Below are 24,318 nucleotides of genomic sequence, written 5' to 3'. Positions count from 1 at the left end.
TTTTTCTAATCCGCCCCGGCCTCCTAGGATGATCGCCTAACGTCTTAGGAGAAAGAGTCATGTCGTCTATCGTAGTCGTAGGTGCCAACTGGGGTGATGAAGGCAAAGGCCGCATCGTGGATTATCTGGCAGGCCAAGCCGGCGCCAGCATTCGCTTCCAGGGCGGCAACAACGCCGGCCATACCGTCGTCAACGACCTTGGCACCTTCAAGCTGCACCAGGTTCCGAGCGGTGTGTTCAACCCGGATTGCCTGGTCGTGCTCGGCCCGGGCATGGTGATCAGCCCCGAGAAACTGACCGTCGAGCTGGACGAAGTGAAAGCCTCCGGCGTCACTCCCAAGCTGGCCATCTCTGATCGCGCCACCCTCTGCCTGCCGCTGCACGCCATGGAAGATACCCTGGAAGAGCAGCGCCTGGGCGACGGCGCCTACGGTTCCACCCGTCAGGGCATCGCTCCCGCCTATGGCGATCGCGTCATGAAGAAAGCGATCCTGGTGGGCTGGCTGAAGCAGCCGGAAGTACTGGTCGAGCGCATTCAATTCTTCCTCGACTGGAAACTGCCGCAGCTCAAGGCCCTCTATCCGACCTTCGAATTCAACCAGACCGCCCAGGAGATGGCCGACTGGCTGCTGGAAGTGTCCGCACCCTGGATCGACTCTGTCTGCAACGTCAGCATGCCGCTCAAAGCGCTGCAGGCCGAAGGCAAGACCCTGCTGTTCGAAGCCCAGCTGGGTGCCGGTCGTGACCTGATCTACGGCGAATACCCCTGGGTGACCTCCTCCCACGTTTCCGGCGCCTATGCCGGCATCGGTGGCGGCCTGCCGGGTCTGCGTCCGGAGCGCGTCATCGCCGTCGCCAAGGCGTTCAGCACCTCCGTCGGTACCGGCACCCTGCTGACCGCCATGGAGAACCAGGACGAGTTCCGCAAGATCGCCAACGAGTTCGGCGCCACCACCGGTCGTCCCCGTGACGTCGGCTACTTCGACGCCGTTGCCACCAAGAATGGTGTCGAGCTGCAGGCTGCCAACGAAGTGGCGCTGACCAAGCTGGACTGCCTGACCGGTCTGCCGGATCTGAAGATCTGCGTCGCCTACGAAGGTGCCCACACCGAGAACCCGATCTGGCCGCAAACTGCCGGTCTGAAGCCGGTTTACGAAGTGATGGAAAGCTGGAGCGAAGACATCACCGGCTGCCGCACCTTCGCCGAGCTGCCCAAGGCGGCTCAGCAGTACGTACTGCGCATCGAAGAGCTGCTGGGCGTACCGGTGCCGATGGTCTCCGTCGGCCCGGGCCGTGACGAGATGATCCTGCGCTAAGCCGCGCGATCAGCTGTCAGCACAGTAAAAAACCGGCATCCATGATGCCGGTTTTTTTATGCCAGGACGTGCCACCACTCTTTCGCAGCGCTCACCAAAAATCAACACAACGACTCATATCATGGCAGCAAGTAGGTCACTTTGAGCAGTTGGGTCACTCACCTCCTCCCCCTCTTCGCTAGACTGATCCCATCATCCACCGAGGAGCCTCACCATGAAGATTGCCAAGCGTACCACCCTGCTCTCCCTGCTGTGCGTGGCGGCCCTGCCCGCCAGTGCCATGACCCTGAAGAGCAGCGACATCCACGAAGGCCAGCTGATGGACAAGGCCTTCAGCTTCAACGGCTTTGGCTGCAGCGGCGACAACCGCTCGCCCCAGCTGAACTGGCAGGATCTGCCAGCCGGCACCAAGAGCATCGCCATCACCGCCTATGACCCGGACGCGCCCACCGGCAGCGGCTGGTGGCACTGGCTGGTGGTGAACCTGCCGGCCAGTCAGAGCGAGCTGCCGAGCAACGCTTCCGGCAAGCTCAAGCAGGGGCTGGAGCTTAAGACCGACTTCGGCAGCCAGGGCTACGGCGGCCCCTGCCCGCCCGCCGGCCACGGCATGCACCGCTACCAGTTTACCGCCTGGGCCCTGCCCCAGCCCCTGGAGGTGAAGGCAGACTCCCCGCCCGCCATGTTAGGCTACATGCTCAACAGCATGGCCCTTGGCAAGGCCACCCTGACCGCCACCTTCGTCACCCCCTAGGAGTCCGCCGGATGAGCACGCCGCTGCTGCAACTGCACCACTATCTCGGGATCCGCCAGCAGCCGCTGCACCGGGTGCTCATCTACGCCCCCACCATCATCTGGGTGGAGCAGGGTCACAAGCAGTTGTGGTGGCAGGAGAAGCGCCTGGCGTTCGATCAGGCGAGCTGGCTGCTGATCCCGGCCGGTCACCAGCTCACCTTCGTCAACCAGCCGGAGCAGGGCAAGTTTCGCTCCCGCGCGCTGACCCTGTTGACCACGCCCCCCGTCGACTGGCTCAGCACCGCCCAGACCGGCCCGCTCAGGGAGCCGCGCCTCGCGGTCAGTCCGGCGCTGGCTTTCTGTTTCGAGCTGGTCTGCTCCATGGCGGATCGGCGGCTCCATGAGGCCACCCAGGCCCAGCTGCTGCAGGGCTTCTATGCCGAGCTGCAGGCCGCCGGCGGGCTCGACCTGCTGTTTCCCGCCCACACCATGACCCTCGGCGAGCGGCTGGCCCGCTACCTCGGGGTGGAGCCGGGCGTCGACCACACCCTGGAGGGGGTGGCACCGCACTTCGCCATGAGCCGCGCCTCCATGGCGCGCAAGCTGGCCGCCGAGGGGCGCAGCTTTCGCCAGCTGCTGACCCAGGTGCGCATGAGCCACGCCCTCACCCTGCTACAGCAGGGGATCACCCCGCTGGAGACGGCCCTCGCCTGTGGCTACGACTCCCCCAGCCGCTTTGCCGCCCGCTTCAAGCAGGAGTTCGGCCTGACCCCCTATCAATACCTGCGCACCTGCCCCTCCTCTCTCTCGCTGGCTGCCGCCAGATAAGTAAATAGTTACTAAAACATCAAGCTATGTAACCTCGTGTAACCGGGTGATCCGGCTCACACCAGCCCCTCCGGCACTGTGACGCAGCGCCAATAATCCCCTCAAAATCACCCTATAATGGCTCTCGCAAACGCTTTCACTAAAACAAACACTAAAAAACACCTTCCTTAACCTACAAAAACTGTCATTGGAGCGAGATATGTTTCGTAAAAATTTACTATCCGTCACCCTGAGCGTCGCCCTGTTCGGCCTCACAGCCTGCAACGGCAATGACTCCAGCAGCCCGGCCGCCCCCAGCGCCACCCTGGCGAACCAGTATCAGAACGTGATCGACCGCAGCGGCACCCCGCGCCAGTTCCGTGACTTTGACAGCTACTCCAACCTCAAATACAACCCGCTGCTCGATCTCGGCGCCTGGCACGGCTTCCTGTTGCCCGCCAGCGACAGCGAGTGGGGCGGCTTTACCGGCCCCATGGTCATCGCCGAGGAGTACAGCCTGTTCTTCGCAAGCGAATTGGACAAGTTGACCCTGAGCGACGAGAGCGGCCGCGCCTTCCCGCTCACCAGCGCCAGCAAGCAGGCGCTGTACGCCATCCCAGGGGCCCTGGTGCAGCGCTTCGAATTTGACCCCTTCACCCTGGAGCTGGAGCTGCGCTACGGCGACGCCCGCACTGCGCTGGTTCGTACCCGCCTCATCAACCACACCGATGCCCCCCTCACCCTCAAGCTCAACTGGCAGGGGGAGCTGCTCAACCAGTGGGATGCCAACAAGACGGTCGCCGAGCAGTACCCCGCCTGGACCCGCTCCATCAGCCAGACCGAGCGCGGCGTGGCATTCCAGTTCGGCAAACTGCGCAGCACCTGGAACATCATGCAAAGCGGCAGCGCCAGCTACCGCATCGATCGCACCCTGCCCAGCCGCACCACCCTCGATGAGCAGGTGCTCGGCTACGTGAGCGAGGCCAGCCTCACCCTGGCCGCCAAGGGCCAGCAGGATATCTACACCCTGCAGAGCTATGTCCACAGCAGTGCTGACGCGAGTCGCTTCGAGCAGAGCCGCCAGGCGCTGCTGGCCGACCCCGCCAGCCATTTCGACGACTCCACCCGCCGCTGGGAGGATTACCTGGCGCGCGGCCTCTCCAATCAGGGGATCCCGGAATCGGAGCGACGCATCGCGGTCAAGGCGATGGAGACCCTCAACGGCAACTGGCGTTCCCCAGCCGGCGCCATCCTGCACGACGGGGTGACCCCCTCCAATACCGCCCGCTGGTTCGACGGGGTCTGGGCCTGGGACAGCTGGAAGCACGCCTACGCTATGGCCCATTTCAACCCGGAAGTAGCCAAGAACAACGTGCGCGCCATGTATGACTACCAGATCCAGGCTGATGACCCGGTCCGGCCGCAGGATGCCGGCATGGTGATCGACGCCGTCTTCTACAACAAGCTCGCCGATCGTGGCGGCGACGGCGGCAACTGGAACGAACGGGACACCAAGCCGCCCCTCTCCGCCTGGGCCATCTGGGAGATCTACAGCGCCACCAAGGACAAGGCCTTCATCGCCGAGATGTATCCGAAGATCCAGGCCTATCACGACTGGTGGTATCGGGCGCGGGACAACAACCGCAACGGCATCATCGAATATGGCGCCACCCGTCACGTCGAGCACAACGACGAGTTCGGCAACATCACCTTCAAGGTGCAGTACCCGACGGGGGCACCGGCCGGGCTGGATCTGTCGAGCTGTACCGATGAGGGAGATGGCTGGTATGGCTGCGCCGGCATGGCGCTCTATCAGCAGGTATTGAGCGTTGGCGGCTACGCCGACATGGATATCGGCGCCCAGCACGGCGCCGGCTGGGAGTCCGGCATGGACAACGCCGCCCGCTTCGGCTTTATCGAGCCGGAGCAGCTCAAGCGCTATGCCGACAAGACCTATGGCGGCGACCTGGCCAGGGCGCGCCAGGACTGGAACGTCTTCTTCTTCGAAAACCATCAGGACGATGGCAACCTCATCGGCTTCTCCATCGATCAGGAGTCGGTGGAGCTCAACGCCTTCCTCGCCAAGGAGAAACGCATCCTGGCCGACATGGCCGAGCTGCTCGGCAAGCCGGACGAGGCGAGCCGCTATCGCGAAGGGGCGACCCAGCTGGCCGGCTACATCAACAGCTGCCTGTTCGATGAGGCCTCCGGCTTCTATTACGACCGCCAGATAGCCCAGGGGGATCTGCCCGACGCCAACGGCTGCGTCGGCAAGCTGTTGACCGCCCGTGGCCGCGGCCCGGAAGGGTGGAGCCCGCTCTGGGCCGAGGTGGCGGACAAAGAAAAAGCGGCGCGGGTACGCGAGGTGATGCTCAATGCTCAGGAGTTCAACACCAAGGTGCCGCTCGGCACGGCGGCGCTGACCAACCCGGCCTACGACCCCGATATCTACTGGCGCGGCCGGGTCTGGCTGGATCAGTTCTACTTCGGGGTGAAGGGGCTGGAGAACTACGGCTATCGCAGCGATGCCCAACAGCTCGTCAACAAGCTGTTTGCCAACGCCGAGGGGCTGGCAGGCAGCGGCCCCATCCGGGAGAACTACAACCCGGAGACCGGCGCCATGCAGGGGGCCAGCAACTTCAGCTGGAGCTCGGCCCACCTCTACATGCTCTATCGCAACTTCCTGAAAACCGAGGGTTGATCCCTCTTTGCAGGAATGAGCAAACAAAAAGGCCTCCGCAAGGGAGGCCTTTCTTATGGCGGCGCCGGTGGTGGCGACTTACTTGACGGTCACCCGGGCAAACTTGCGCTTGCCGACCTGGTAGACGGCGGTACCGGCACCGATGAGTGCCTTGCCATCGTCCAGCTTCTCGCCATCAACCTTGACCGCGCCCTGCTTGATCATCCGCAGCGCTTCGGAGGTGGTGGCCACCAGATCGGCATCTTTGAGCAGGTTGGCGATGGCCAGCCCTTCGCCTTCCAGTGCCAGCTCGACTTCCGGCATTTCGTCCGGAATGGCGTTCTTGGAGAAGCGCTGGGTGAAATCTTCATGGGCCGCTTCGGCCGCCGCCTCGTCGTGATAACGGGCGATGATCTCCTTGGCCAGCCAGATCTTCACGTCACGCGGGTTGAGAGTACCGGCGGCAATGCCTGCCTTGAACTCTTCAATTTCAGCCAGCGGACGGAAGGAGAGCAGCTCGTAGTAGTTCCACATCAGATCGTCGGTGATGGACATGATCTTGCCGAACATCTCGCCCGGGGCGTCGTGCACGCCGATGTAGTTGGCAGCGGACTTGGACATCTTCTTGACGCCGTCCAGGCCTACCAGCAGCGGCATCATCAGCACGCACTGGGTCGCCATGCCGGCATCTTTTTGCAGCTCGCGGCCCATCAGCAGGTTGAACTTCTGATCGGTACCGCCGAGCTCGACGTCCGCCTTCAGCGCGACCGAGTCATAGCCTTGCAGCAGCGGATAGAGGAATTCGTGAATGGCGATGGACTGGCCGTTGCTGTAGCGCTTCTTGAAGTCGTCACGCTCCATCATGCGGGCCACGGTCTGCTTGGCCGCCAGCTTGATCATGCCGGTCGCGCCCAGCTCGCTCAGCCAGGTCGAGTTGTACTCGATGCGGGTCTTGGCGGGATCGAGGATCTTGAACGCCTGCTCGGCATAGGTGAGGGCGTTGTGCTTGATGGCCTCTTCGGAGAGCGGCGGACGGGTGGCGTTCTTGCCGGAGGGATCACCCACCATGGCGGTGAAGTCGCCGATCAGCAGGATCACTTCATGGCCCAGATCCTGGAAGGTCTTCAGCTTGTTGAGGATCACGGTATGACCCAGATGAATGTCGGGAGCCGTCGGGTCCATCCCCAACTTGATGCGCAGCGGGCGCCCTTCCTTCAACTTGGCGACCAGTTCTTCTTCCACCAGAATTTCTTCCGCTCCGCGCTTGATCTCGGCTAGCGCCACCTCGAGCTGGGACATTTTTTGACTCTCCAATCACGATTCCACAGGGCCAGACATATTACTGGAATGGCGGGCCAATTGGAAAGGCGGTAAACTCCGACATTCTTCCCGGCTCAACTTCGTCTGCTTCTCATGGTCATTTGGCACGCCTTCAACTCTCTCCCTCACTGGCACCGCAAGATGGTGCTGATCCTGAGCATCATGGTGATGATGCTGGCGGCCTGGCCCAGCGAACAGGCAGTCGCCACAAGGGTCGATGACAACGGCAACGAGCTGGCCATCGAGCAGCAGGTCGACGAGGAGGCGCTGCTGGCCGAAGCCAAGCCCGTCGCCCCCCCCAAGCCGAGCTACATCACCAAGCAGGTGAAGGTACGCAGCGGCGACAACATGGGGGTCATCTTCCAGCGCCTTGGCCTCAGCACCACGGATCTGCACCTCATCGATCAGCTGAACGGCACCGACACCCTGCGCCTGCTCAAGCCAGGCCAGGAGCTCACCTTCAAGCTCACCAAGGGCGGCGAGCTGCACAGCCTCTACTATCCCCACAGCCTGGAGCAGGCGCTCAAGGTGAGCCGCAAGGATGAAGGGTTTGTCGCCCGGGCGGTCAAGCTCGAGCTCGACACCCGCGAACAGGTGGCCAAGGGGGAGATCCGCTCCAGCTTCTGGGGCGCCGCCGTCGACGCCGGCATGACCGAGGATCAGATCATGGATCTCGCCGCCATCTTCGGCTGGGATATCGACTTTGCCCAGGACCTGCAACCGGGGGACAGCTTCCGGGTGGTCTACGAGGAGAAATTCCAGGATGACGAGCGGGTTGCTTCCGGCGACATCCTGGCCGCCGAGTTCGTCAACCAGGGCGCCGTGTATCGCGCCGTGCTGAACGAGGATGGCAACTACTACACCCCGGATGGCAAGGCGATGCGCAAGAGCTTCCTGCGTGCGCCGGTCAACTTCAAATACATCAGCTCCAACTTCAATCCGCGCCGTCTGCACCCGGTCACCGGCAAGGTACGCCCCCACAACGGCATCGACTACGTGGCACCGGTTGGCACCCCCATCATGGCGGCGGGTGGCGGCAGCGTGGTGGCCGCCGGCTACAACCAGTTCAACGGCAACTACGTCTTCATCAAGCACGCCGGCAACTACGTGACCAAGTACCTGCACCTCTCCAAGCGCACCGTCAACAAGGGGCAGCGGGTGAAGCAGGGCCAGACCATAGGCCTGCTCGGCGGCACCGGCCGGGTCACCGGGCCGCACCTGCACTATGAATTCGTGGTGGGCGGCGTGCACAAGAACCCGCGCACCCTCAACCTGCCGCAGGCGGAGTCTCTCAGCGGGCGGGCGCTGGCCAGCTTCAAGGCACAGGCCATGCCCCAGCTGGCCAAGCTGGACAGCCCCGAACTGCAGCTGGCCCAGAACAAGCGGGCCAACGGCGGCAACTGACCTACAAGGAACAGTCATGAGCGAGCGCTATATAGGCCTGATGTCCGGTACCAGAATACGGCATGGGATCGAGGCCGCACCCTCTCTCACGTACTTTTTCCCGACCTGCAAGTAAGGAAGGCTGATGACTGAACGCTATATAGGCTTGATGTCCGGTACCAGCATGGATGGCATCGATGCCGTGCTGGTCGTGATCGAGGGGGATCAACTGCGGGTCGAGGCGGCCGTCAGCCACCCCTGGCCCACCGCCCACGAGCTGCACGCCCTCTGTACCCCGGGCGACAACGAGATCGACCGCATGGGGGTGGCCGACAACCTGGTCGCCCGCGAATTTGCCGCCGCCACCCACGCCCTGCTGGCCAAGGCGGGGCTGGCTCCCAAAGATATTCGCGCCCTCGGCAGCCACGGCCAGACCATCCGCCACCGCCCCCAGCTCGGCTTTACCCTGCAGATCGGCAACGCGGCCCTGCTGGCGGCGCTGACCGGCATCGATGTGGTGGCCGATTTTCGCACCATGGACATGGCCCTCGGCGGTCAAGGGGCGCCACTGGTGCCCGCCTTCCATCAGGCCTTCTTTGCCCACCCCGGCGCTCTGCGGGTGGTGCTCAACCTCGGCGGCATCGCCAATATCTCGGTGCTGCCGGGCCAGGCCGACAGTGTCTATGGCTTCGATACCGGCCCAGCCAACACCCTGCTCGACGGCTGGTATCGCCGCCATCACCCCAAGGGGGCCGGTTACGATGCCGGCGGCCAGTGGGCGGCCAGCGGCCAGCTTATCCCTGCACTGCTGGAGCGGCTGCTGGCCCACCCCTACTTCGCCGCCCCCCACCCCAAGAGCACAGGGCGGGAGATGTTCACCCTCGACTGGCTCGATGGCGAGCTCGCCGGCCACCCCCATGCCCCGGCGGATGTACAGCGCACCCTGCAGGCGCTTACCTGCCACAGCGTCGCCCGTCAGTTGCCCGCACTGGCTGATGCACAGAGCAGGTCCGAGCTCTATGTCTGTGGCGGCGGCGCTCATAACGCCCCGCTGCTGGCGGAGCTGGCCAGCCTGCTGCCCGGCTGGCGCATCGCCAACACGGCCGAGCTGGGGATTGCCCCCGACTGGATGGAGGGCGCGGCGTTTGCCTGGCTGGCACAGCGCTTTATCCACCGCCAACCCGGCAACCTGCCCGCCGTCACCGGCGCCAGCCGCCCCGCCGTGCTGGGTGCCCTCTATCCCGCCTGAGCCAGGACTAACCCAAGGCGCCGCCTGAACAAGGAGGGCAACCTGCCCTCCCATACGCCTGTGCCAGCCGCCCCGCGATACTGGGTGCCCTCTATCCCGCCTGAGCCAGGACTAGCCCAAGGCGCCGCCTGAACAAGGCTCCTGCAACCCAGGCGGCCGACCTCTCAAACACCAGACCCAGTCGCGCCGACCATGGGGCGATACCGGTTTTTTCCGCCAGAACAGGGCAACGCGGCAGCGCTATCTTGTCCGGGCTCCAGGCACAAGGTTTACACCCGCTGAACCAGCCTGCCCCCCCTGTTGCATCCTTCGCCCGATATCGGCTGGGCTGGAACATCCGTCCTGATATTTGCCCCTGATGGCGCTTGTCCCACGCTGCAATTTCATTGCATAAACCTGACGGGTGCCATCTGGAAAATAACGGCAGCCAATATCTGGAAAATAACGGCTGCCCGCGGCGAGCTTTGCCTGCAAATAAGCCGACAACTATGCAAGATCGCTGAATGATATGTCAGGAGCCGACGAATGGGCACAATAACCGCCCCCAGCTAGCATATTTTCCATGCATATGACAGCCCCTTTCAACGCAATGAAATGCATAGCCATGCATAGTTTTTTGCATTAACAGCGAAATAGTGCCAATCATTAACGCTTTATTCACAGGGCCGATCGCTGAGCATGATGGCGGGAAGCCGCGCCATTCGGCCTTCACCACCATAACGCACTATATGAAGCCATTTACCCCGTCATTTATCGTGCATTGAATGCCATTCTGGCTATATTTCAGAGCGTTGAGCCACCTCATAGAAATGCGATCCCGGTTTGCATCCCCTGAATACCCTTCATAGAATCCTCTCGTCTGAGATAACCAACCCAATCCATACCTCTGTTATCCGATCGCCTGCACAGGCGACCTTGACTCAATATGCGAGGCGATGTTTGCCACCCGTCATTATTTGGCGGGAATGGCCGGCTATTGCCGAAATAAAGAGGAGAGCCCGCTCGTTGGCGAGCCGAGGCGGCCATCAGAAGATGAGGGAGGGTGACCCGTACCTACACCAATAATGATTGAAAAAGGAGTATCGCCATGAGTGATACCATCATCAAGTCAGCCAGAAATACCGCCAATGCACCGCAGGATCTGAGCCCCTGCACCCAGAGCGTGGCGTTCTCCCACTACAACAATATCTCCGCCCAGCTGCCGGTCGACCCGAAAACGGGCGCGCTGGTCGCAGGGGATATCAAGGCGCAGGCCAGACAGTGCCTCACCAACATCAAGGCCATCGTCGAGAGCATCGATCATGTGATGGATGACGTGGTCAAGATCACGGTATTTCTCAAAGAGATTGCCGATCTCGACGCGGTCAACGCCGTCTATGGCGAATTCTTCCCGCGTCTGCTGCCGACCCGCACCGTGCTGGCGGTGGCCGGTCTGCCGCTCGGCGCCGCCGTGCAGATGGACGCGCTCATCTCCAACGGTGAAGGCACCTTCCCGCAGGCCCCCTGCCCGTTGCTGAAGCTCTCCCGCAACAGCGACAAGGCGCCGCAGGATCCGCTCTCGACCCACACCGTCGCCTTCTCCCACTACAACAATATCGGTGCCCAGCTGCCGGTCGATGCCGCGTCGGGCCAGCTGGTCGCCGGCGGTATCCAGCAGCAGGCGGAGCAGTGCCTGCGCAATATCAAGCACGTGCTGGAGAGCATCGATGTGCCGTTTGACGATATCGTCAAGGTCACCGTCTATCTGACCAGACTGGCCGATCTGGACGCCGTCAACGAGGTCTACACCACCTTCTTCCCGGACTCTGCCATTGCCCGTGCCGTCGCCTACCTGCCGGCCCGCAGCGTGATCGTGGCCGCCGCCCTGCCGCTGGGCGCCCGGGTGCAGATGGATGCGGTCATCTCCCACGGTGACGGCACCCCGCCACAGCTGGTGGAAGACAGACACAATCTGGTGATCCGCGCCCGCAACACCGACAAGGCACCGCGCAGCCCCCTGCACACCCAGACCGTCGCCTTCTCCCACTACAACCATATCGCCGGCCAGCTGCCGCTCGATCTGGCCACCGGCAAGATCCTGACCGGTTGCGTCAAGGAGCAAACCGCCCAGTGCCTCGGCCATATCAAGACCATCGTGGAGAGCATCGGCCACGTGATGGACGATATCGTCAAGGTCAATATCCAGCTGAAGAACATCGCGGATCTGGCGGAGGTGGATGCCATCTACACCAAATACTTCCCGGCCTACCTGCCGGCCCGCACCGTGATTGGCGTGAGCGAGCTGCCCGGTGGCGCCCTGGTGCAGATTGATGCCGTGATGTCCAACGCCGAAAGCACCCCGCCGCAGGCATAAGGTTTGTTGAAATAAAAAGAGACCGGCTATATGCCGGTCTCTTTTTTGGTAACACGAAGGGATATTTTTTATGGCATCGACGCAGATGCGCGAATGTCCGATGATGCTCCGCTAATCGAACCTACGAGCTCACCCACCTTTATGTATAATACTGTTCATAATTATCATTAAGAATGAGAATGCTTCATTTAGAAAGAAGAGAACTATCGCAACTACAATGCCACCCACAATTGTTTGCATTAACCAATGAAGCGTTTCTTTATCTTCCCGATAGAACTTTAAATTTGGAAACAAACTATTCAAACCCCATAAAATGGCTTGATTAATATACCCCCATAGATTTGAAAATATTAATATTAAAAACAGAAAAGATAGTACAAAAGGGTTTTCCATTTCTATCTGACGGGAAATAATATTCGCCCCCCATAAACTCAATATAAAACCGAGACTAACACCAATTATTTGAATACAGAGCTGCGTCCATACAGACCTTACCCATGCATTTTTGTTTTTATATTTACTCAAAGCATCGTGTATGGCAGAGAATGATGCATCGACTAAGTCTTTATCATCAGAAGTTACTGTGAGAAAACAGTTTGCCTGATCTCGATTATCTAAGCGTAACTCTAAATATGTTCCTATTTGCCTGTTGGAACTTAGACTCTCTCCTGTATCGATGGTTAACAATATACGTTCAACATCCTTGCCAAGTTGAAAGTAATTCAATAAATCTTCAATACTAAAAACTCTATAACCCTTGTTATCAAACCTGATAATACACGTAAATATAGCCTTTTTCCCATCAGTATTATTCCCGACAGCATTATTTATAGCCATTGTTCGCTCTAGAAAAACACCTCCTAATTGAGAAAGACAATCTGCATCAATTGTAATATTAGAAATACGCTCATCTCTGAGATAACATTCCATTGCGCCCCCTATTATTAAAACCGTGTTATACATCAGGCCTATAACACCATCAATTTACATCACCACTTGCAAACTCAATTTAAGTGTATATATCATACGCATAAATAATATAACTAAAAATATTCCAAGTTGATTGTTTATATTAAAAATATCTCTTAAAAAATCTAAAAAAATACCCCCTATCTTGCGATGGGGGGCATTTTCTTATTCCGGATATTGGGCCAAAGTGGCCCAATAGTCAGCGATTACAGGGATTCAGCGGTCGCAACCACGTTTTCCACGGTAAAGCCAAATTCCTTGAACAGCAGCTCGGCCGGCGCGGACTCACCGAAGGAGCGCATGCCGATGATCTTGCCGCTAAAGCCCACGTACTTGTACCAGTAGTCGGCGATGCCGGCTTCGATGGCCACACGCTTGGTGACGGAGGACGGCAGCACGGACTCCTTGTACTCGGCGGACTGGGCGTCGAACACGTCGGTAGACGGCAGAGAGACCACGCGCACGGCACGGCCCTTGGCAGTCAGCTGCTCATAGGCGGCCACGGCCAGTTCCACTTCGGAACCGGTGGCGATCAGGATCAGCTCCGGCGTACCGGCGCAATCCTTCAGCACGTAGCCACCCTTGGCGGTGTCGGCCAACTGCTGGGCAGTGCGGTCCATCTGGGCCAGGTTCTGACGAGAGAAGATCAGAGAGGTCGGGCCGTCGGTACGCTCGATGGCGTGTTTCCAGGCGATGGCGGATTCAACCTGGTCACACGGACGCCAGGTGCTCATGTTCGGGGTCAGACGCAAGGAGGCGATCTGCTCGACCGGCTGGTGAGTCGGGCCATCTTCACCCAGACCGATGGAGTCGTGGGTGTAAACGAAGATGGAACGCTGCTTCATCAGGGCGGCCATGCGCAGGGCGTTGCGGGCGTACTCCATGAACATCAGGAAGGTGGCGCCGTAGGGGATGAAACCACCGTGCAGGGCGATGCCGTTCATGATGGCGGACATGCCGAACTCGCGTACACCGTAGTGGATGTAGTTGCCGGAGGCATCGTCGTTGGTCAGGGACTTGGAGCCGGACCACATGGTCAGGTTGGACGGAGCCAGGTCGGCAGAACCACCCATGAATTCCGGCAGCAGCTTGCCGAAGGCTTCCAGTGCGTTCTGGGACGCTTTACGGGTGGCGATCTTGGCCGGGTTGGCCTGCAGGTTTTCGATGATCTTGGCGGAGTCGGCAGCCCAGTTGGCCGGCAAGTCGCCTGCGGTGCGGCGCTTGAACTCGGCAGCCAGTGCCGGGTGAGCGGCTTCATAGGCGGCGAACTTGGCAGCCCAGTCGGATTCCAGCTTGGCGCCCTTCTCCTGACCGTTCCACTCGGCAGCGATGTCGGCCGGGATAACGAACGGGGCGTGGTCCCACTTCAGGAAGGCACGAGCGGCGGCGATCTCGTCGTTGCCCAGCGGTGAGCCGTGGCAGTCGTGGGAGCCGGACTTGTTCGGGGAACCGTAACCGATGATGGTGCGGCAGCAGATCAGGGTCGGCTTGCCGGTCTCTGCCTTGGCGGCTTCGATGGCAGCGTTGATCGCTTCCGGGCTGTGACCGTCAACGGCCGGGATGACGTGCCAGCCGTAGGCTTCGAAGCGCTTGACGGTGTCGTCGGTGAACCAGCCTTCCACGTGACCGTCGATGGAGATGCCGTTGTCATCCCAGAACGCGATCAGCTTGCCCAGTTGCAGGGTACCGGCCAGGGAGCAAGCCTCGTGGGAGATACCTTCCATCAGGCAGCCGTCGCCCATGAAGGCGTAGGTGTAGTGGTCAACGATGTCGTGACCCGGCTGGTTGAACTGCTCGGCCATGGCCTTCTCGGCGATCGCCATGCCCACGGCGTTGGTGATGCCCTGGCCCAGCGGACCGGTAGTGGTCTCGACGCCCGGCGCGTAACCGTACTCCGGGTGACCCGGGGTGCGAGAGTGCAGCTGGCGGAAGTTTTTCAGATCGTCGATGGAGAGGTCATAACCGGAGAGGTGCAGCAGGGAGTACAGCAGCATGGAGCCGTGGCCGTTGGAGAGGATGAAACGGTCGCGGTCGGCCCACTTGGGGTTGTTCGGGTTATGTTTCAGGTGGCTGCGCCACAATACTTCGGCGATATCCGCCATTCCCATGGGGGCGCCCGGGTGACCGGAGTTGGCTTTTTGAACGGCATCCATACTCAATGCGCGAATGGCATTGGCAAGCTCTTTACGAGAAGGCATCTGTATCTCCTGCGATTGCTTCATTTGATGGCCAAGATTAAGGCGCGTCATTGTCCCAGCAGGGGGCGCGGCGTGCAAATATTATCTGGGCGAATAAAGCCGCTTTGGGAGCTCAATCGCTTTTCTTGACGGGGCAAACGATTGAGTCATGACCACTATCTACCCCAAATGGGGTGAAGAACGGATCTTGTTCGGCCAGGGGGCGGCAAAACCAAAATAGTGCTGGCAATCGAGGGGGTCGCTAACTAAAATGGACGTCCAGATGTAGATACCTCTACAATCATCCTATCATCACCCGGTTATTGCTGCGGCGATAACCCCAGACAAGCTGAGAATCCCATCATGGCAAAGCTGTTTACTTCCGAGTCGGTCTCCGAAGGCCATCCCGACAAGATTGCGGATCAGATCTCCGATGCGGTCCTGGACGCCATCCTCAAGCAAGACACCAAGGCACGCGTTGCCTGCGAGACCCTGGTCAAGACCGGCATGGTCATGGTGGCCGGTGAAGTAACCACCACCGCCTGGGTAGACATCGAGCAGATCGTGCGCGACACAGTGCGCGAGATCGGCTACACCCACTCCGACATGGGCTTCGATGCCGACTCCTGCGCCGTGCTGAACGCCATCGGCAAGCAGTCCCCGGACATCAACCAGGGCGTTGACCGCAGCGATCCGCTGGAGCAGGGCGCGGGCGACCAGGGCCTGATGTTCGGCTACGCCACCAACGAAACCGACGTGCTGATGCCGGCCCCCATCACCTACTCCCACCTGCTGGTGAAGCGTCAGGCCGAAGTGCGCAAGAACGGCACCCTGCCGTGGCTGCGTCCGGATGCCAAGAGCCAGCTGACCTTCGCCTACGACGACGCCGGCAAGATCATCGGTGTGGATGCCGTGGTGCTCTCTACCCAGCACGCCGAATCCATCAGCCACAAAGACCTGGTTGAAGCGGTGCGCGAAGAGATCATCAAGCCGGTGCTGCCGGCCGAGTGGATCAACAAGGACACCAAATACTTCATCAACCCGACCGGCCGTTTCGTTATCGGCGGCCCCATGGGTGACTGCGGTCTGACCGGTCGCAAGATCATCGTCGACACCTACGGCGGCATGGCCCGTCACGGTGGTGGCGCCTTCTCCGGCAAGGATCCGTCCAAGGTTGACCGCTCCGCTGCCTACGCCGCCCGCTACGTGGCCAAGAACATCGTCGCCGCCGGTCTGGCCGATCGCTGCGAAGTACAGGTCTCCTACGCCATCGGCGTGGCCGAGCCGACCTCCATCAGCGTCGAAACCTTCGGCACTGCCAAGGTAGCCGAAGATCTGCTGGTCAAGCTGGTGCGCGAGCACTTCGAACTGCGTCCGTACGGCCTGATCCAGATGCTGGATCTCAAGCGTCCGATCTACCAGGCTACCGCCGCCTACGGTCACTTCGGTCGCAACGAGTTCCCGTGGGAGCAGACCGACAAGGCCGAACTGCTGCGTTCCGCCGCCGGTCTGTAAGCCTCACGCTTGTGGTATAAAGGGGAGCCTGGCTCCCCTTTTGCTTGTCCGCCATTTGCCGAGAACCCGATGTCCGTCACAACTACCCGCCTCGATCCCGCCCTGCACGAGCAGCTGCTCACCCGCGTCGACGCCTGTTTTGTGCAGGCCGAAGCACGCCTTGGCCGCCCCTTTCCCCGCCCGCAGGTGCACTGCAACATGCGCGGTCGGGCGGCAGGTTCGGCGCGGCTGCAGACCTGGGAGCTTCGCTTCAACCCGGCCCTCTATCAGGCCAACCAGCAGGCGTTTCTGGCCGAAGTGGTGCCCCACGAGGTGGCCCACCTGCTGGTTTATGCCCTGTGGGGCGAAGGGCGCGGCAAATCGCGGGTGCTGCCCCACGGCCGCCAGTGGCAATCTGTGATGCGGGAGCTGTTCGGCCTTGAGCCCAGAACCACCCACAGCTTCGATCTGGCGGTACTGGCGCAGCCAACCATCCCCTATCGCTGCCTCTGCCAGCAGCATCAGCTGTCGGTGCGCCGCCACAACAAGGTGGTGCGCGGCGAGGCCCGTTACCACTGCCGTCGCTGTCGGCAGCCGCTGGAACGGGTCGTCACCTCGCAGTAAGCCAGCCGGTGTCGCGCCCTTGTGGTAGGGTGCCCGCCATCGTTCGTCAATCATCCCGTTTGCAAGGAATCCCATGCGTCTCATCTCTTCCCTCGCCCTGACCCTGCTGGCCGGTTTGCCGCTGCTCAGCGCGCCCCTGCATGCCCAGACCTTTCGCGAAGCCAAGCAGGATCTGGTGAAGCTCTACCAGAGCCAGCCCGCTGTCACCACCATCTACTGCGGCTGCAACATCGACTATCAGGGCAAGAAAATGAGCCCGGATCTGGCCAGTTGCGGCTATGAGCCGCGCAAGCAGCCCAAGCGCGCCGCCCGCATCGAGTGGGAACACGTAGTCCCCGCCTGGGAGTTCGGCCACCAGCTGCAGTGCTGGCAGCAGGGTGGTCGCAAGAACTGCGAAAAAGCGAGCCCCGAGTTCAATAAGATGGAGGGGGACATGCACAACCTCTTCCCCGCCATCGGCGAAGTGAACGGCGATCGGGCCAACTTCCGCTTCTCCGACTGGAATGGCACCCCGGATCAGTACGGCCAGTGCCGGATGCTGGTGGACTTCAAAAATCGCCAGGTGCAGCCGCCCAAGGGGCCGGTACGGGGCCAGATCGCCCGCGCCTACCTCTATATGAGCCAGCAGTATGGGCTGCGTCTGGCGGCGCAACAGCGTAAACTGTTCGAAGCCTGGGACAGGCAGTACCCGGCCGACGGCTGGGAGTGCGAGCGCAACCGCCGCATCGGCAAGCTGCAGGGCAATACCAACCCCTTTATTGAAAAGCAGTGCCAATAACCCCATCTATGGACACAAGGGATTTAAACCCCCTCTTCTTGAACCAGAGACTGACACTGAGCCATGCGCATTCCACGTATCTATGAACCGGCCGCCCTGCAGGTGGGCCAGACCCTCGCCCTGTCGGAAGACGGTGCCAACCACATCGGCCGGGTGCTGCGCATGCAGCCGGGTCAGCAGCTCGAGCTGTTCAACGGCGACGGCAACCAGTACCCCGCCACCATCGCCAACGTCGGCAAGAAGTCGGTGGAAGTGACCATCGACAGCTGCGACACCCGCTCGGTGGAATCCCCGCTGGCCATCCACCTCGGTCAGGTGATCAGCCGCGGCGACAAGATGGACTTCACCATCCAGAAATCGGTGGAGCTGGGCGTCACCTGCATCACCCCGCTCTTCTCCGAACGCTGCGGCGTCAAGCTGCCGGCCGATCGGCTGGAGAAAAAACGCGAGCAGTGGCAGAAGGTGGTGATCAGCGCCTGCGAGCAGTGCGGCCGCAATACCGTGCCCGAAGTGCGCATGCCGATGGAGCTCGACGCCTGGCTGGCGGAAGAGACCAACGAACTCAAGCTCAACCTGCACCCGCGCGCCCCTTACAGCATCAACACCCTGCCAATCCCTGAGCACGGCGTGCGGCTGCTGATCGGCCCGGAAGGGGGCTTGTCGAGCGACGAGATCGCCCGTACCGTGCAGGAAGATTTCAAAGAGATGCTGCTGGGGCCGCGGGTGCTGCGCACCGAAACCGCAGCCCTCACCGCGATTACTGCGCTGCAGTGCCGCTTCGGCGATCTGGCCTAACTCCCGGAGCCTGCCAAGGCGGGCTCCTCTACAGAAGGAACAGCGGATGACCATTAAACTCGGCATCGTGATGGACCCCATCTCGGCCATCAACATCAAGAAGGACTCCAGCTTCGCCATGCTCGAAGAGGCGCAAAAGCGCGGCTACGAGCTGTTCTATCTGGAGATGAAGGATCTCTACATGGAGGCCGGTCGTGCCTTCGGCACCATGCGTCCGCTCACCGTCAAATATGACTATGCCGACTGGTATAGCCTCGGCGAGGTGGTGGATCAGCCGCTCTCCAGCCTGGACGTGATCCTGATGCGCAAGGATCCCCCCTTCGACACCGAGTTCATCTACGCCACCTACATGCTGGAGCGGGCCGAGGATGAGGGCTGCCTCATCGTCAACAAGCCCCAGAGCCTGCGCGACGCCAACGAGAAGCTCTACACCGCCTGGTTTGCCGAACACACCCCGACCACGCTCGTCACTCGCAGAGCCGACAAGCTGCGCGCCTTCCACGCCCAGCACAAGGACGTGATCCTCAAACCGCTGGACGGCATGGGTGGCGCCTCCATCTTCCGCATGAAGGAGGATGACGCCAACGTCGGCGTCATCATCGAGACCCTCACCGAGCATGGCAGCCAGTACTGCATGGCGCAGACCTATCTGCCCGCCATCAAGGATGGCGACAAGCGGGTGCTGGTGGTGGACGGTGAGCCGGTACCCTACTGCCTGGCCCGCATCCCGGCGCAAGGGGAGACCCGTGGCAACCTGGCGGCCGGTGGCCGTGGTGAAGCGCGTCCCTTGAGCGAGGCCGACTGGGCCATCGCCCGCGCAGTCGGCCCGACTCTAAAAGAGAAGGGGCTCATCTTCGTCGGCCTCGACATCATCGGCGATCGGCTGACCGAGATTAACGTCACCAGCCCCACCTGCATCCGCGAGATTGAAGCGGCCTTCGACGTGCACATCACCGGCATGTTGATGGATGCCATCGAGCGCCGGCTGGCCAAGGCTTAACCACGACAACAGGCGATAAACAACAGAGGCGGCCCCGGGGCCGCCTCTTTTCTATCCATCCATCAATCCATCTATCCAGCGTCAGTCCCCTCAGCAGCGGAATTGCCCCACCTTCTCCTTGAGATCCCCCGACAACTGCTCCAGCTCGTGACAGTTCTGGTTGAGCTGGGTGGCCGCCCCGGTAGACTCGGTCGCGATATGGGCGATGTTGACCACGTTGCGGGTGATCTCCTCGGCCACCTTGCTCTGCTCCTCCGCCGCCGTGGCAATCTGGGTATTCATCTCGTTGATCACGTTGACCGAGCTGACGATCTCGCCGAGCGCCTGACCACAGGCCAGCACGGTTCGGTTGGACTCCTCCACCTGTTCCAGCCCCTGCTCCATGCTGCTGGCCGCCTGATTGGCCCCCTGCTGCAACTTGACGATGGTCTTGCCGATCTCTTCGGTGGAGCGCTGGGTACGCTGGGCCAGGGTGCGCACCTCGTCGGCCACCACCGCAAAGCCACGCCCCTGATCCCCTGCCCGCGCCGCCTCGATGGCGGCGTTGAGTGCCAGCAGGTTGGTCTGCTCGGCGATGCCGCGAATGGCGTCCATCACGCTGCCGATGTCCCGGCTGTCATCCGCCAGCTGGGTGATCATGGCCGCCGTGTTCTGGATCTGGGAGGAGAGGTGTGACATGCGCGCAATGGCATCCTCCACTATCTGATGGCCGTGCCGTGCGCTGTCGTCGGCATGACGGGCCGCATCGGCCGCCTGGTTGGAGCTGTTGGCCACCTCGGCTACCGTGCTGCTCATCTGGTTCATGGCGGTCGCGGTCTGATCCGTCTCCGCCTGCTGCTGGGCAAACCGCTGGCGGCTCTCGACCCCGATATGGGCCAGCTGGGCCGAGGCCCTGGCAAGCTGCTCGGCAGTCTCGTTGATTTGGGCGATGAGGCCGCGAAAATGGCGGATCACCTCGTTGAGGGAGTGCGCCAGGCTGCCCATCTCATCCTTGCGCAGCACGGGGGCCAGCCGGCTCAAGTCGAGATCCGTCTGCATGCCGCGCAGGATCTGCCCCATGGCCGCCAGCGGCTGGCTGACGCTGCGCCCGGCCCAAACCCCGATAAACAGCACACAGCCCCCCACCACCACAAACAGCGCGACAAACAGCTGGGTCAGCTGCTGCCTGAGCTGGTTGAGCTCGGCCACGTTCTCTTCCGCCTCTTTTAGCTGGAACGCCACCTGATCGCTCACCGCATCGCTGACCGGGTCGATCACCTGATAGAGCGGCATGATGGCGGCGGCAAGCGCCGCGTTGTGTTCGCCCGGCGAGCCCTCCAGCAGCCCCATCACCTTTTCTATCTCCCGGTTGGCGGCGGCAAACAGCGCCTCCACCTTGTCCGCCCGCCTGCGCTCCTCGTCACTCATGTCGTGGCTGCGATACTGGCGCCAGATGGTGGCGATCTCCTGCTGGGCGGCGCTCATGTCGGCCTTGGAGCGGGCCGGTTCGAAGCCCCCGACGTTGGCCTTGTTGGCGGCATCGATCACCTTGACCGCATAGAGATCGGCGATCTGCTTGAGCTCCTTGAGCTGGACCACCTCCCCCTGATACATGGCGTTGATGCCGGTCATCAGCCGGGACATCGCCTGGGTTGCTCCTATGACCAGCAGCAACAGCGCCAGCAGGGGAACCACACAGCCCAGGATCAACTTCTGCCTGATTGAAATACCTTCCATGGCTTTCTCTCCACTGAAACAGATTGACTGGTCTGAGCCAGCCGCCCAAAAAGCGGTTTTGCCAGACGAAGCGAGCTGCCATAATTGACTGCAAATACCTTTGCAATATTTGGCCCATATGCAAACACTGCAAAATCACTTCCTGCTCGCCATGCCGAGCCTCACCGACCCCTATTTCGAGCGCTCGCTGGTCTATCTGTGCGAACACAACGAAGAGGGCGCCATGGGGCTGGTGGTCAATATTCCGGTGGACATGTCGCTGGAGACCATGCTGGATCAGCTCAAGCTGGCACCGCCCGCCAACCCGGAACTCAAACAGCCGGTGCTGCAGGGGGGGCCGGTTCACGCCGATCGCGGCTTCGTGCTGCACAGCTTCCGCCCCGGTTTCAACTCCACCCTGCAGGTGGGGGACGAGCTGATGGTCACCACCTCCAAGGACATACTGGAGACCCTGGGTACCGAGGAGGCACCGGCGCACTGGCTGGTGGCGCTCGGTTACGCCGGCTGGAGCGCGGGGCAACTGGAACAGGAGCTGGTGGACGGCGCCTGGCTGGTGATCCCCCCCAATCCGGATCTGGTGTTCAAGACCCCCATCCACCAGCGCTGGCAACGCGCCGCCGCCAGCATCGGGGTCAATCCCGTTCACCTGTCCAGCGACATCGGCCACGGCTGATGCAATCTGCTGTGCAATTTGCGACGCATTCTGAGGAAATTACCCAATGTCATCACGCAGTATCATGGGCTTTGACTACGGCACCAAGAGCATAGGGGTCGCCATAGGTCAGGAGCTCACCGGCACGGCCCGCCCGCTGCGCGCCCTCAAGGCCAACGACGGCATCCCCAACTGGGACGAAATAGACAAGCTGCTCAAGGAGTGGCAACCGGACCTGCTGGTGGTGGGTCTGCCGCTCAACATGGACGGCACCGAGCAGGAAATCACGGTGCGCGCCCGCAAGTTCGGCAACCGCCTGCACGGCCGCTTCGGCAAGCAGGTAGAGTTCAAGGACGAGCGGCTCACCACCACCGATGCCCGCGCCCGCCTGTTCGAACAGGGTGGCTATCGGGCGCTGGAAAAGGGGAGCGTGGATGGCGTCTCCGCCCAGCTCATCCTGGAAGCCTGGATGGAAGAGCAATACGACTGATCTGCCGGGGTGAGGCGCTCGTGCCCTCACCCCTTCTGCCACTCTCAGGCCTTGGCCTGCGACAGTTCCTCCTCCTCGCCATGGCGCTCACCGGACTGCATCATGCGGTTGAGCCAGGGCACCATCAGCCCCATCACCCCCGCCACCAGCAGGGTCACCAGACCAATCTTGCCGAACACGTCCGTGTAGATGAGCAGGGTCTGCAGCGGATCCGTCACCCCCTGCGGCACCGCGGTAAAGGTCGCCACATAGCCCCCGAGCAGGGAGGCCATCGCCTGGGTCAGGAACCACATGCCGAGGATGAAGCCCATCAGCCGCTGCGGTACCAGCGCCGCCACCATGGCCAACCCCAGGGCGCTGATCATCAGCTCCCCCAGACTCTGGAACAGATAGATGAGCACCATGAACCAGGGTGAGGTGAGCCCCTGCGCATCGGCAAACCAGATACCGGACGCCGCCGCGGTGAGAAAACCGAGGGAGCAGAACAGCATGCCCAGGGTGAACTTGAGCGGCATGGTGAGATCCCGCCCCTGGCTGCCCAGCCGGGTATAGATCATCGCCAGCACCGGGCTACCCAGCACCACCCAGAAGGGGTTGAGCGCCTGGAAGCTGACCGGGTTGACGGTCACCCCCAGCATTTCATGGTGCATGTTGTTGATGGCAAAAAAGTTGAGCGAAGTCGGCATCTGGGCATAGAGCACGTAGAACACCACCGCCTCCAGCATCAGCACGAAAGCCACGTACATCTTGTTGCGCCCGACACTGTCGAGCTTGAAGGCCTCGCGAAAGAAGAAGACCACCACGGCCAGGGTCACCGTCATCAGCACCATGTTGGCGATCACCACGTGGTGCATCAGCCAGGCGCAGAAGAAGACCAGGGCGACCGAGCCCAACAGCACCAGCAGCAGCTTGCCGTAGTCGAGCGGCAGGTGGTCGGGGGCCGAGCCTATTCCCATGACCATGCGGCGGCAGGCGAAGAAGGTGAGCAGGGCGATCACCAGGCCGACCCCGCACAGGTTGTAGGTCACTGTGTAGCCGTAGTGATCGGCCACCACGGGAGCCAGCGACAGGGAGATGAGCGAGCCGACGTTGATCGACATGTAGAACAGGGTGAAGGCGCCATCCAGTCGGGGATCACCGGGCTCGTAGCACTTGGCGAGCAGGCTGGCGGGGTTGGCCTTGAACAGGCAGTTGCCGACGGCGATGGTGCCCAGTGCATAGAAGATGAGGTCAGGGTTGTAGATGGACATGCCGGTCATGAAGTAGCCGATGACCAGTACGATGGCCCCCAGCACCATGGTGCGCTTGGTCCCCAGAATATGGTCACCCACGTAACCGCCCACCGAGATGAGGCCGTATACCAGCGCCGAGAAGGCACCGAAGGTGATGAAGGACTGCTCCTGGGAAAAGCCCAGCTGCTGGACGAAAAACACCGCCAGCAGGCCCTGGACGCCGTAATAGCCGAAGCGCTCCCAGAGCTCGACGAAGAAGATCATGAAAAAGGGTTTGGGTTGTTGCAACAACCCGGTCGGGGTGGATGGACGCATGCTAACCTACCTGTCTGTATGTATTTTCTTATTCATGTGAGCGGCCCCGCAGCCGGGTTGGCCAGGGGTCGCAAGCTTGCTGGCGCGATGCAGACGAAGGGGGGAACAGGCCGACTGGCCCGGATGGGGTGATGCTGAGGGGGCGATGGTTTTCGCCATGCCATGAACCTCCCTGCTCGGGTCATCGACCCCTTGCTGGCTGCAGACCGAATATCGGCGGGCAACCCAAAATGGGG

At 61.4% G+C, this 24,318-nt stretch carries 19 protein-coding genes; 14 read left to right on the top strand and 5 right to left on the bottom strand.

The window, feature by feature from the left end:
* The first annotated feature begins 59 nt into the window (after positions 1 to 59).
* From AB5Y81_RS11100 to ygjK, 4 genes are all read left to right on the top strand, one after another.
* Complete coding sequence (locus AB5Y81_RS11100; RefSeq protein WP_005303296.1) at positions 60 to 1,316, top strand: adenylosuccinate synthetase; 1,257 nt, start codon at positions 60 to 62, stop codon at positions 1,314 to 1,316.
* Positions 1,317 to 1,530: 214 nt separating this feature from the next.
* Positions 1,531 to 2,067 carry a YbhB/YbcL family Raf kinase inhibitor-like protein gene (locus AB5Y81_RS11095; protein ID WP_279485442.1) on the top strand — a complete coding sequence of 179 codons (537 nt, stop codon included), beginning with the start codon at positions 1,531 to 1,533 and terminating at the stop codon, positions 2,065 to 2,067.
* A gap of 11 nt (positions 2,068 to 2,078) precedes the next feature.
* Entirely contained in the window at positions 2,079 to 2,876 is a 798-nt protein-coding gene (locus AB5Y81_RS11090) for a helix-turn-helix transcriptional regulator (RefSeq protein WP_201891826.1), read from the top strand.
* 199 nt (positions 2,877 to 3,075) lie between these two features.
* Complete coding sequence (gene ygjK, locus AB5Y81_RS11085; protein WP_368146659.1) at positions 3,076 to 5,556, top strand: alpha-glucosidase; 2,481 nt, start codon at positions 3,076 to 3,078, stop codon at positions 5,554 to 5,556.
* Between the two features lie 78 nt (positions 5,557 to 5,634).
* On the opposite strand, the gene tyrS is transcribed toward ygjK, so the two are convergent.
* On the bottom strand, positions 5,635 to 6,834 hold the full coding sequence (tyrS, locus tag AB5Y81_RS11080; protein WP_005303305.1) for a tyrosine--tRNA ligase: 1,200 nt from the start codon (positions 6,832 to 6,834) through the stop codon (positions 5,635 to 5,637).
* A gap of 114 nt (positions 6,835 to 6,948) precedes the next feature.
* Here tyrS and AB5Y81_RS11075 point away from each other — a divergent pair, with 114 nt between their 5' ends.
* From AB5Y81_RS11075 to AB5Y81_RS11065, 3 genes are all read left to right on the top strand, one after another.
* Complete coding sequence (locus AB5Y81_RS11075; RefSeq protein ID WP_215269937.1) at positions 6,949 to 8,259, top strand: peptidoglycan DD-metalloendopeptidase family protein; 1,311 nt, start codon at positions 6,949 to 6,951, stop codon at positions 8,257 to 8,259.
* Positions 8,260 to 8,383: 124 nt separating this feature from the next.
* Positions 8,384 to 9,487 carry an anhydro-N-acetylmuramic acid kinase gene (locus AB5Y81_RS11070; protein ID WP_279485441.1) on the top strand — a complete coding sequence of 368 codons (1,104 nt, stop codon included), beginning with the start codon at positions 8,384 to 8,386 and terminating at the stop codon, positions 9,485 to 9,487.
* A gap of 1,087 nt (positions 9,488 to 10,574) precedes the next feature.
* Positions 10,575 to 11,840, top strand: coding sequence for a RidA family protein (locus tag AB5Y81_RS11065; RefSeq protein ID WP_279485440.1), 1,266 nt, complete (start codon positions 10,575 to 10,577; stop codon positions 11,838 to 11,840).
* Positions 11,841 to 11,969: 129 nt separating this feature from the next.
* On the opposite strand, the gene AB5Y81_RS11060 is transcribed toward AB5Y81_RS11065, so the two are convergent.
* Both AB5Y81_RS11060 and tkt read right to left on the bottom strand, forming a co-directional pair.
* Positions 11,970 to 12,770, bottom strand: a complete 801-nt coding sequence (locus tag AB5Y81_RS11060) for a hypothetical protein (RefSeq protein WP_368146656.1) — start codon at positions 12,768 to 12,770, stop codon at positions 11,970 to 11,972.
* Positions 12,771 to 13,015: 245 nt separating this feature from the next.
* On the bottom strand, positions 13,016 to 15,007 hold the full coding sequence (gene tkt, locus AB5Y81_RS11055; protein ID WP_279485438.1) for a transketolase: 1,992 nt from the start codon (positions 15,005 to 15,007) through the stop codon (positions 13,016 to 13,018).
* 342 nt (positions 15,008 to 15,349) lie between these two features.
* Here tkt and metK point away from each other — a divergent pair, with 342 nt between their 5' ends.
* The 5 genes from metK (at position 15,350) to gshB (ending at position 19,677) form a co-directional block, all read left to right on the top strand.
* Complete coding sequence (metK, locus tag AB5Y81_RS11050) at positions 15,350 to 16,501, top strand: methionine adenosyltransferase (protein ID WP_005303314.1); 1,152 nt, start codon at positions 15,350 to 15,352, stop codon at positions 16,499 to 16,501.
* A 69-nt stretch (positions 16,502 to 16,570) separates the two neighbouring features.
* The gene (locus AB5Y81_RS11045; protein ID WP_279485437.1) at positions 16,571 to 17,104 is read left to right on the top strand and encodes a SprT family zinc-dependent metalloprotease; all 534 of its coding nucleotides are present in this window, start codon (positions 16,571 to 16,573) and stop codon (positions 17,102 to 17,104) included.
* Between the two features lie 73 nt (positions 17,105 to 17,177).
* Entirely contained in the window at positions 17,178 to 17,882 is a 705-nt protein-coding gene (locus tag AB5Y81_RS11040) for an endonuclease (protein WP_368146654.1), read from the top strand.
* A 63-nt stretch (positions 17,883 to 17,945) separates the two neighbouring features.
* Positions 17,946 to 18,677 carry a 16S rRNA (uracil(1498)-N(3))-methyltransferase gene (gene rsmE, locus AB5Y81_RS11035; protein WP_041216407.1) on the top strand — a complete coding sequence of 244 codons (732 nt, stop codon included), beginning with the start codon at positions 17,946 to 17,948 and terminating at the stop codon, positions 18,675 to 18,677.
* Between the two features lie 46 nt (positions 18,678 to 18,723).
* Positions 18,724 to 19,677, top strand: coding sequence for a glutathione synthase (gene gshB / locus AB5Y81_RS11030; protein WP_279485436.1), 954 nt, complete (start codon positions 18,724 to 18,726; stop codon positions 19,675 to 19,677).
* A 90-nt stretch (positions 19,678 to 19,767) separates the two neighbouring features.
* Here the strand turns inward: gshB and AB5Y81_RS11025 are convergent, their stop codons facing one another.
* Positions 19,768 to 21,393: a methyl-accepting chemotaxis protein gene (locus AB5Y81_RS11025; RefSeq protein ID WP_026141201.1), complete on the bottom strand. Its 1,626-nt coding sequence runs from the start codon at positions 21,391 to 21,393 to the stop codon at positions 19,768 to 19,770.
* A gap of 118 nt (positions 21,394 to 21,511) precedes the next feature.
* On the opposite strand from AB5Y81_RS11025, the gene AB5Y81_RS11020 reads away from it, so the two are divergent.
* Entirely contained in the window at positions 21,512 to 22,066 is a 555-nt protein-coding gene (locus AB5Y81_RS11020; RefSeq protein WP_005303325.1) for a YqgE/AlgH family protein, read from the top strand.
* A gap of 46 nt (positions 22,067 to 22,112) precedes the next feature.
* Positions 22,113 to 22,535: a Holliday junction resolvase RuvX gene (gene ruvX, locus AB5Y81_RS11015; RefSeq protein WP_005303327.1), complete on the top strand. Its 423-nt coding sequence runs from the start codon at positions 22,113 to 22,115 to the stop codon at positions 22,533 to 22,535.
* A 44-nt stretch (positions 22,536 to 22,579) separates the two neighbouring features.
* Here ruvX and dtpB read toward each other — a convergent pair whose 3' ends face one another.
* Positions 22,580 to 24,082, bottom strand: coding sequence for a dipeptide/tripeptide permease DtpB (dtpB, locus tag AB5Y81_RS11010; RefSeq protein WP_279485435.1), 1,503 nt, complete (start codon positions 24,080 to 24,082; stop codon positions 22,580 to 22,582).
* Positions 24,083 to 24,318 lie beyond the last annotated feature (236 nt).

It is taken from the genome of Aeromonas sp. s2 (assembly GCF_040907935.1).
GTDB lineage: Bacteria > Pseudomonadota > Gammaproteobacteria > Enterobacterales > Aeromonadaceae > Aeromonas > Aeromonas dhakensis.
The sequence above is the reverse complement of the archived record's forward strand: the minus strand, read 5'-3'. Positions and strand labels throughout refer to the sequence as shown.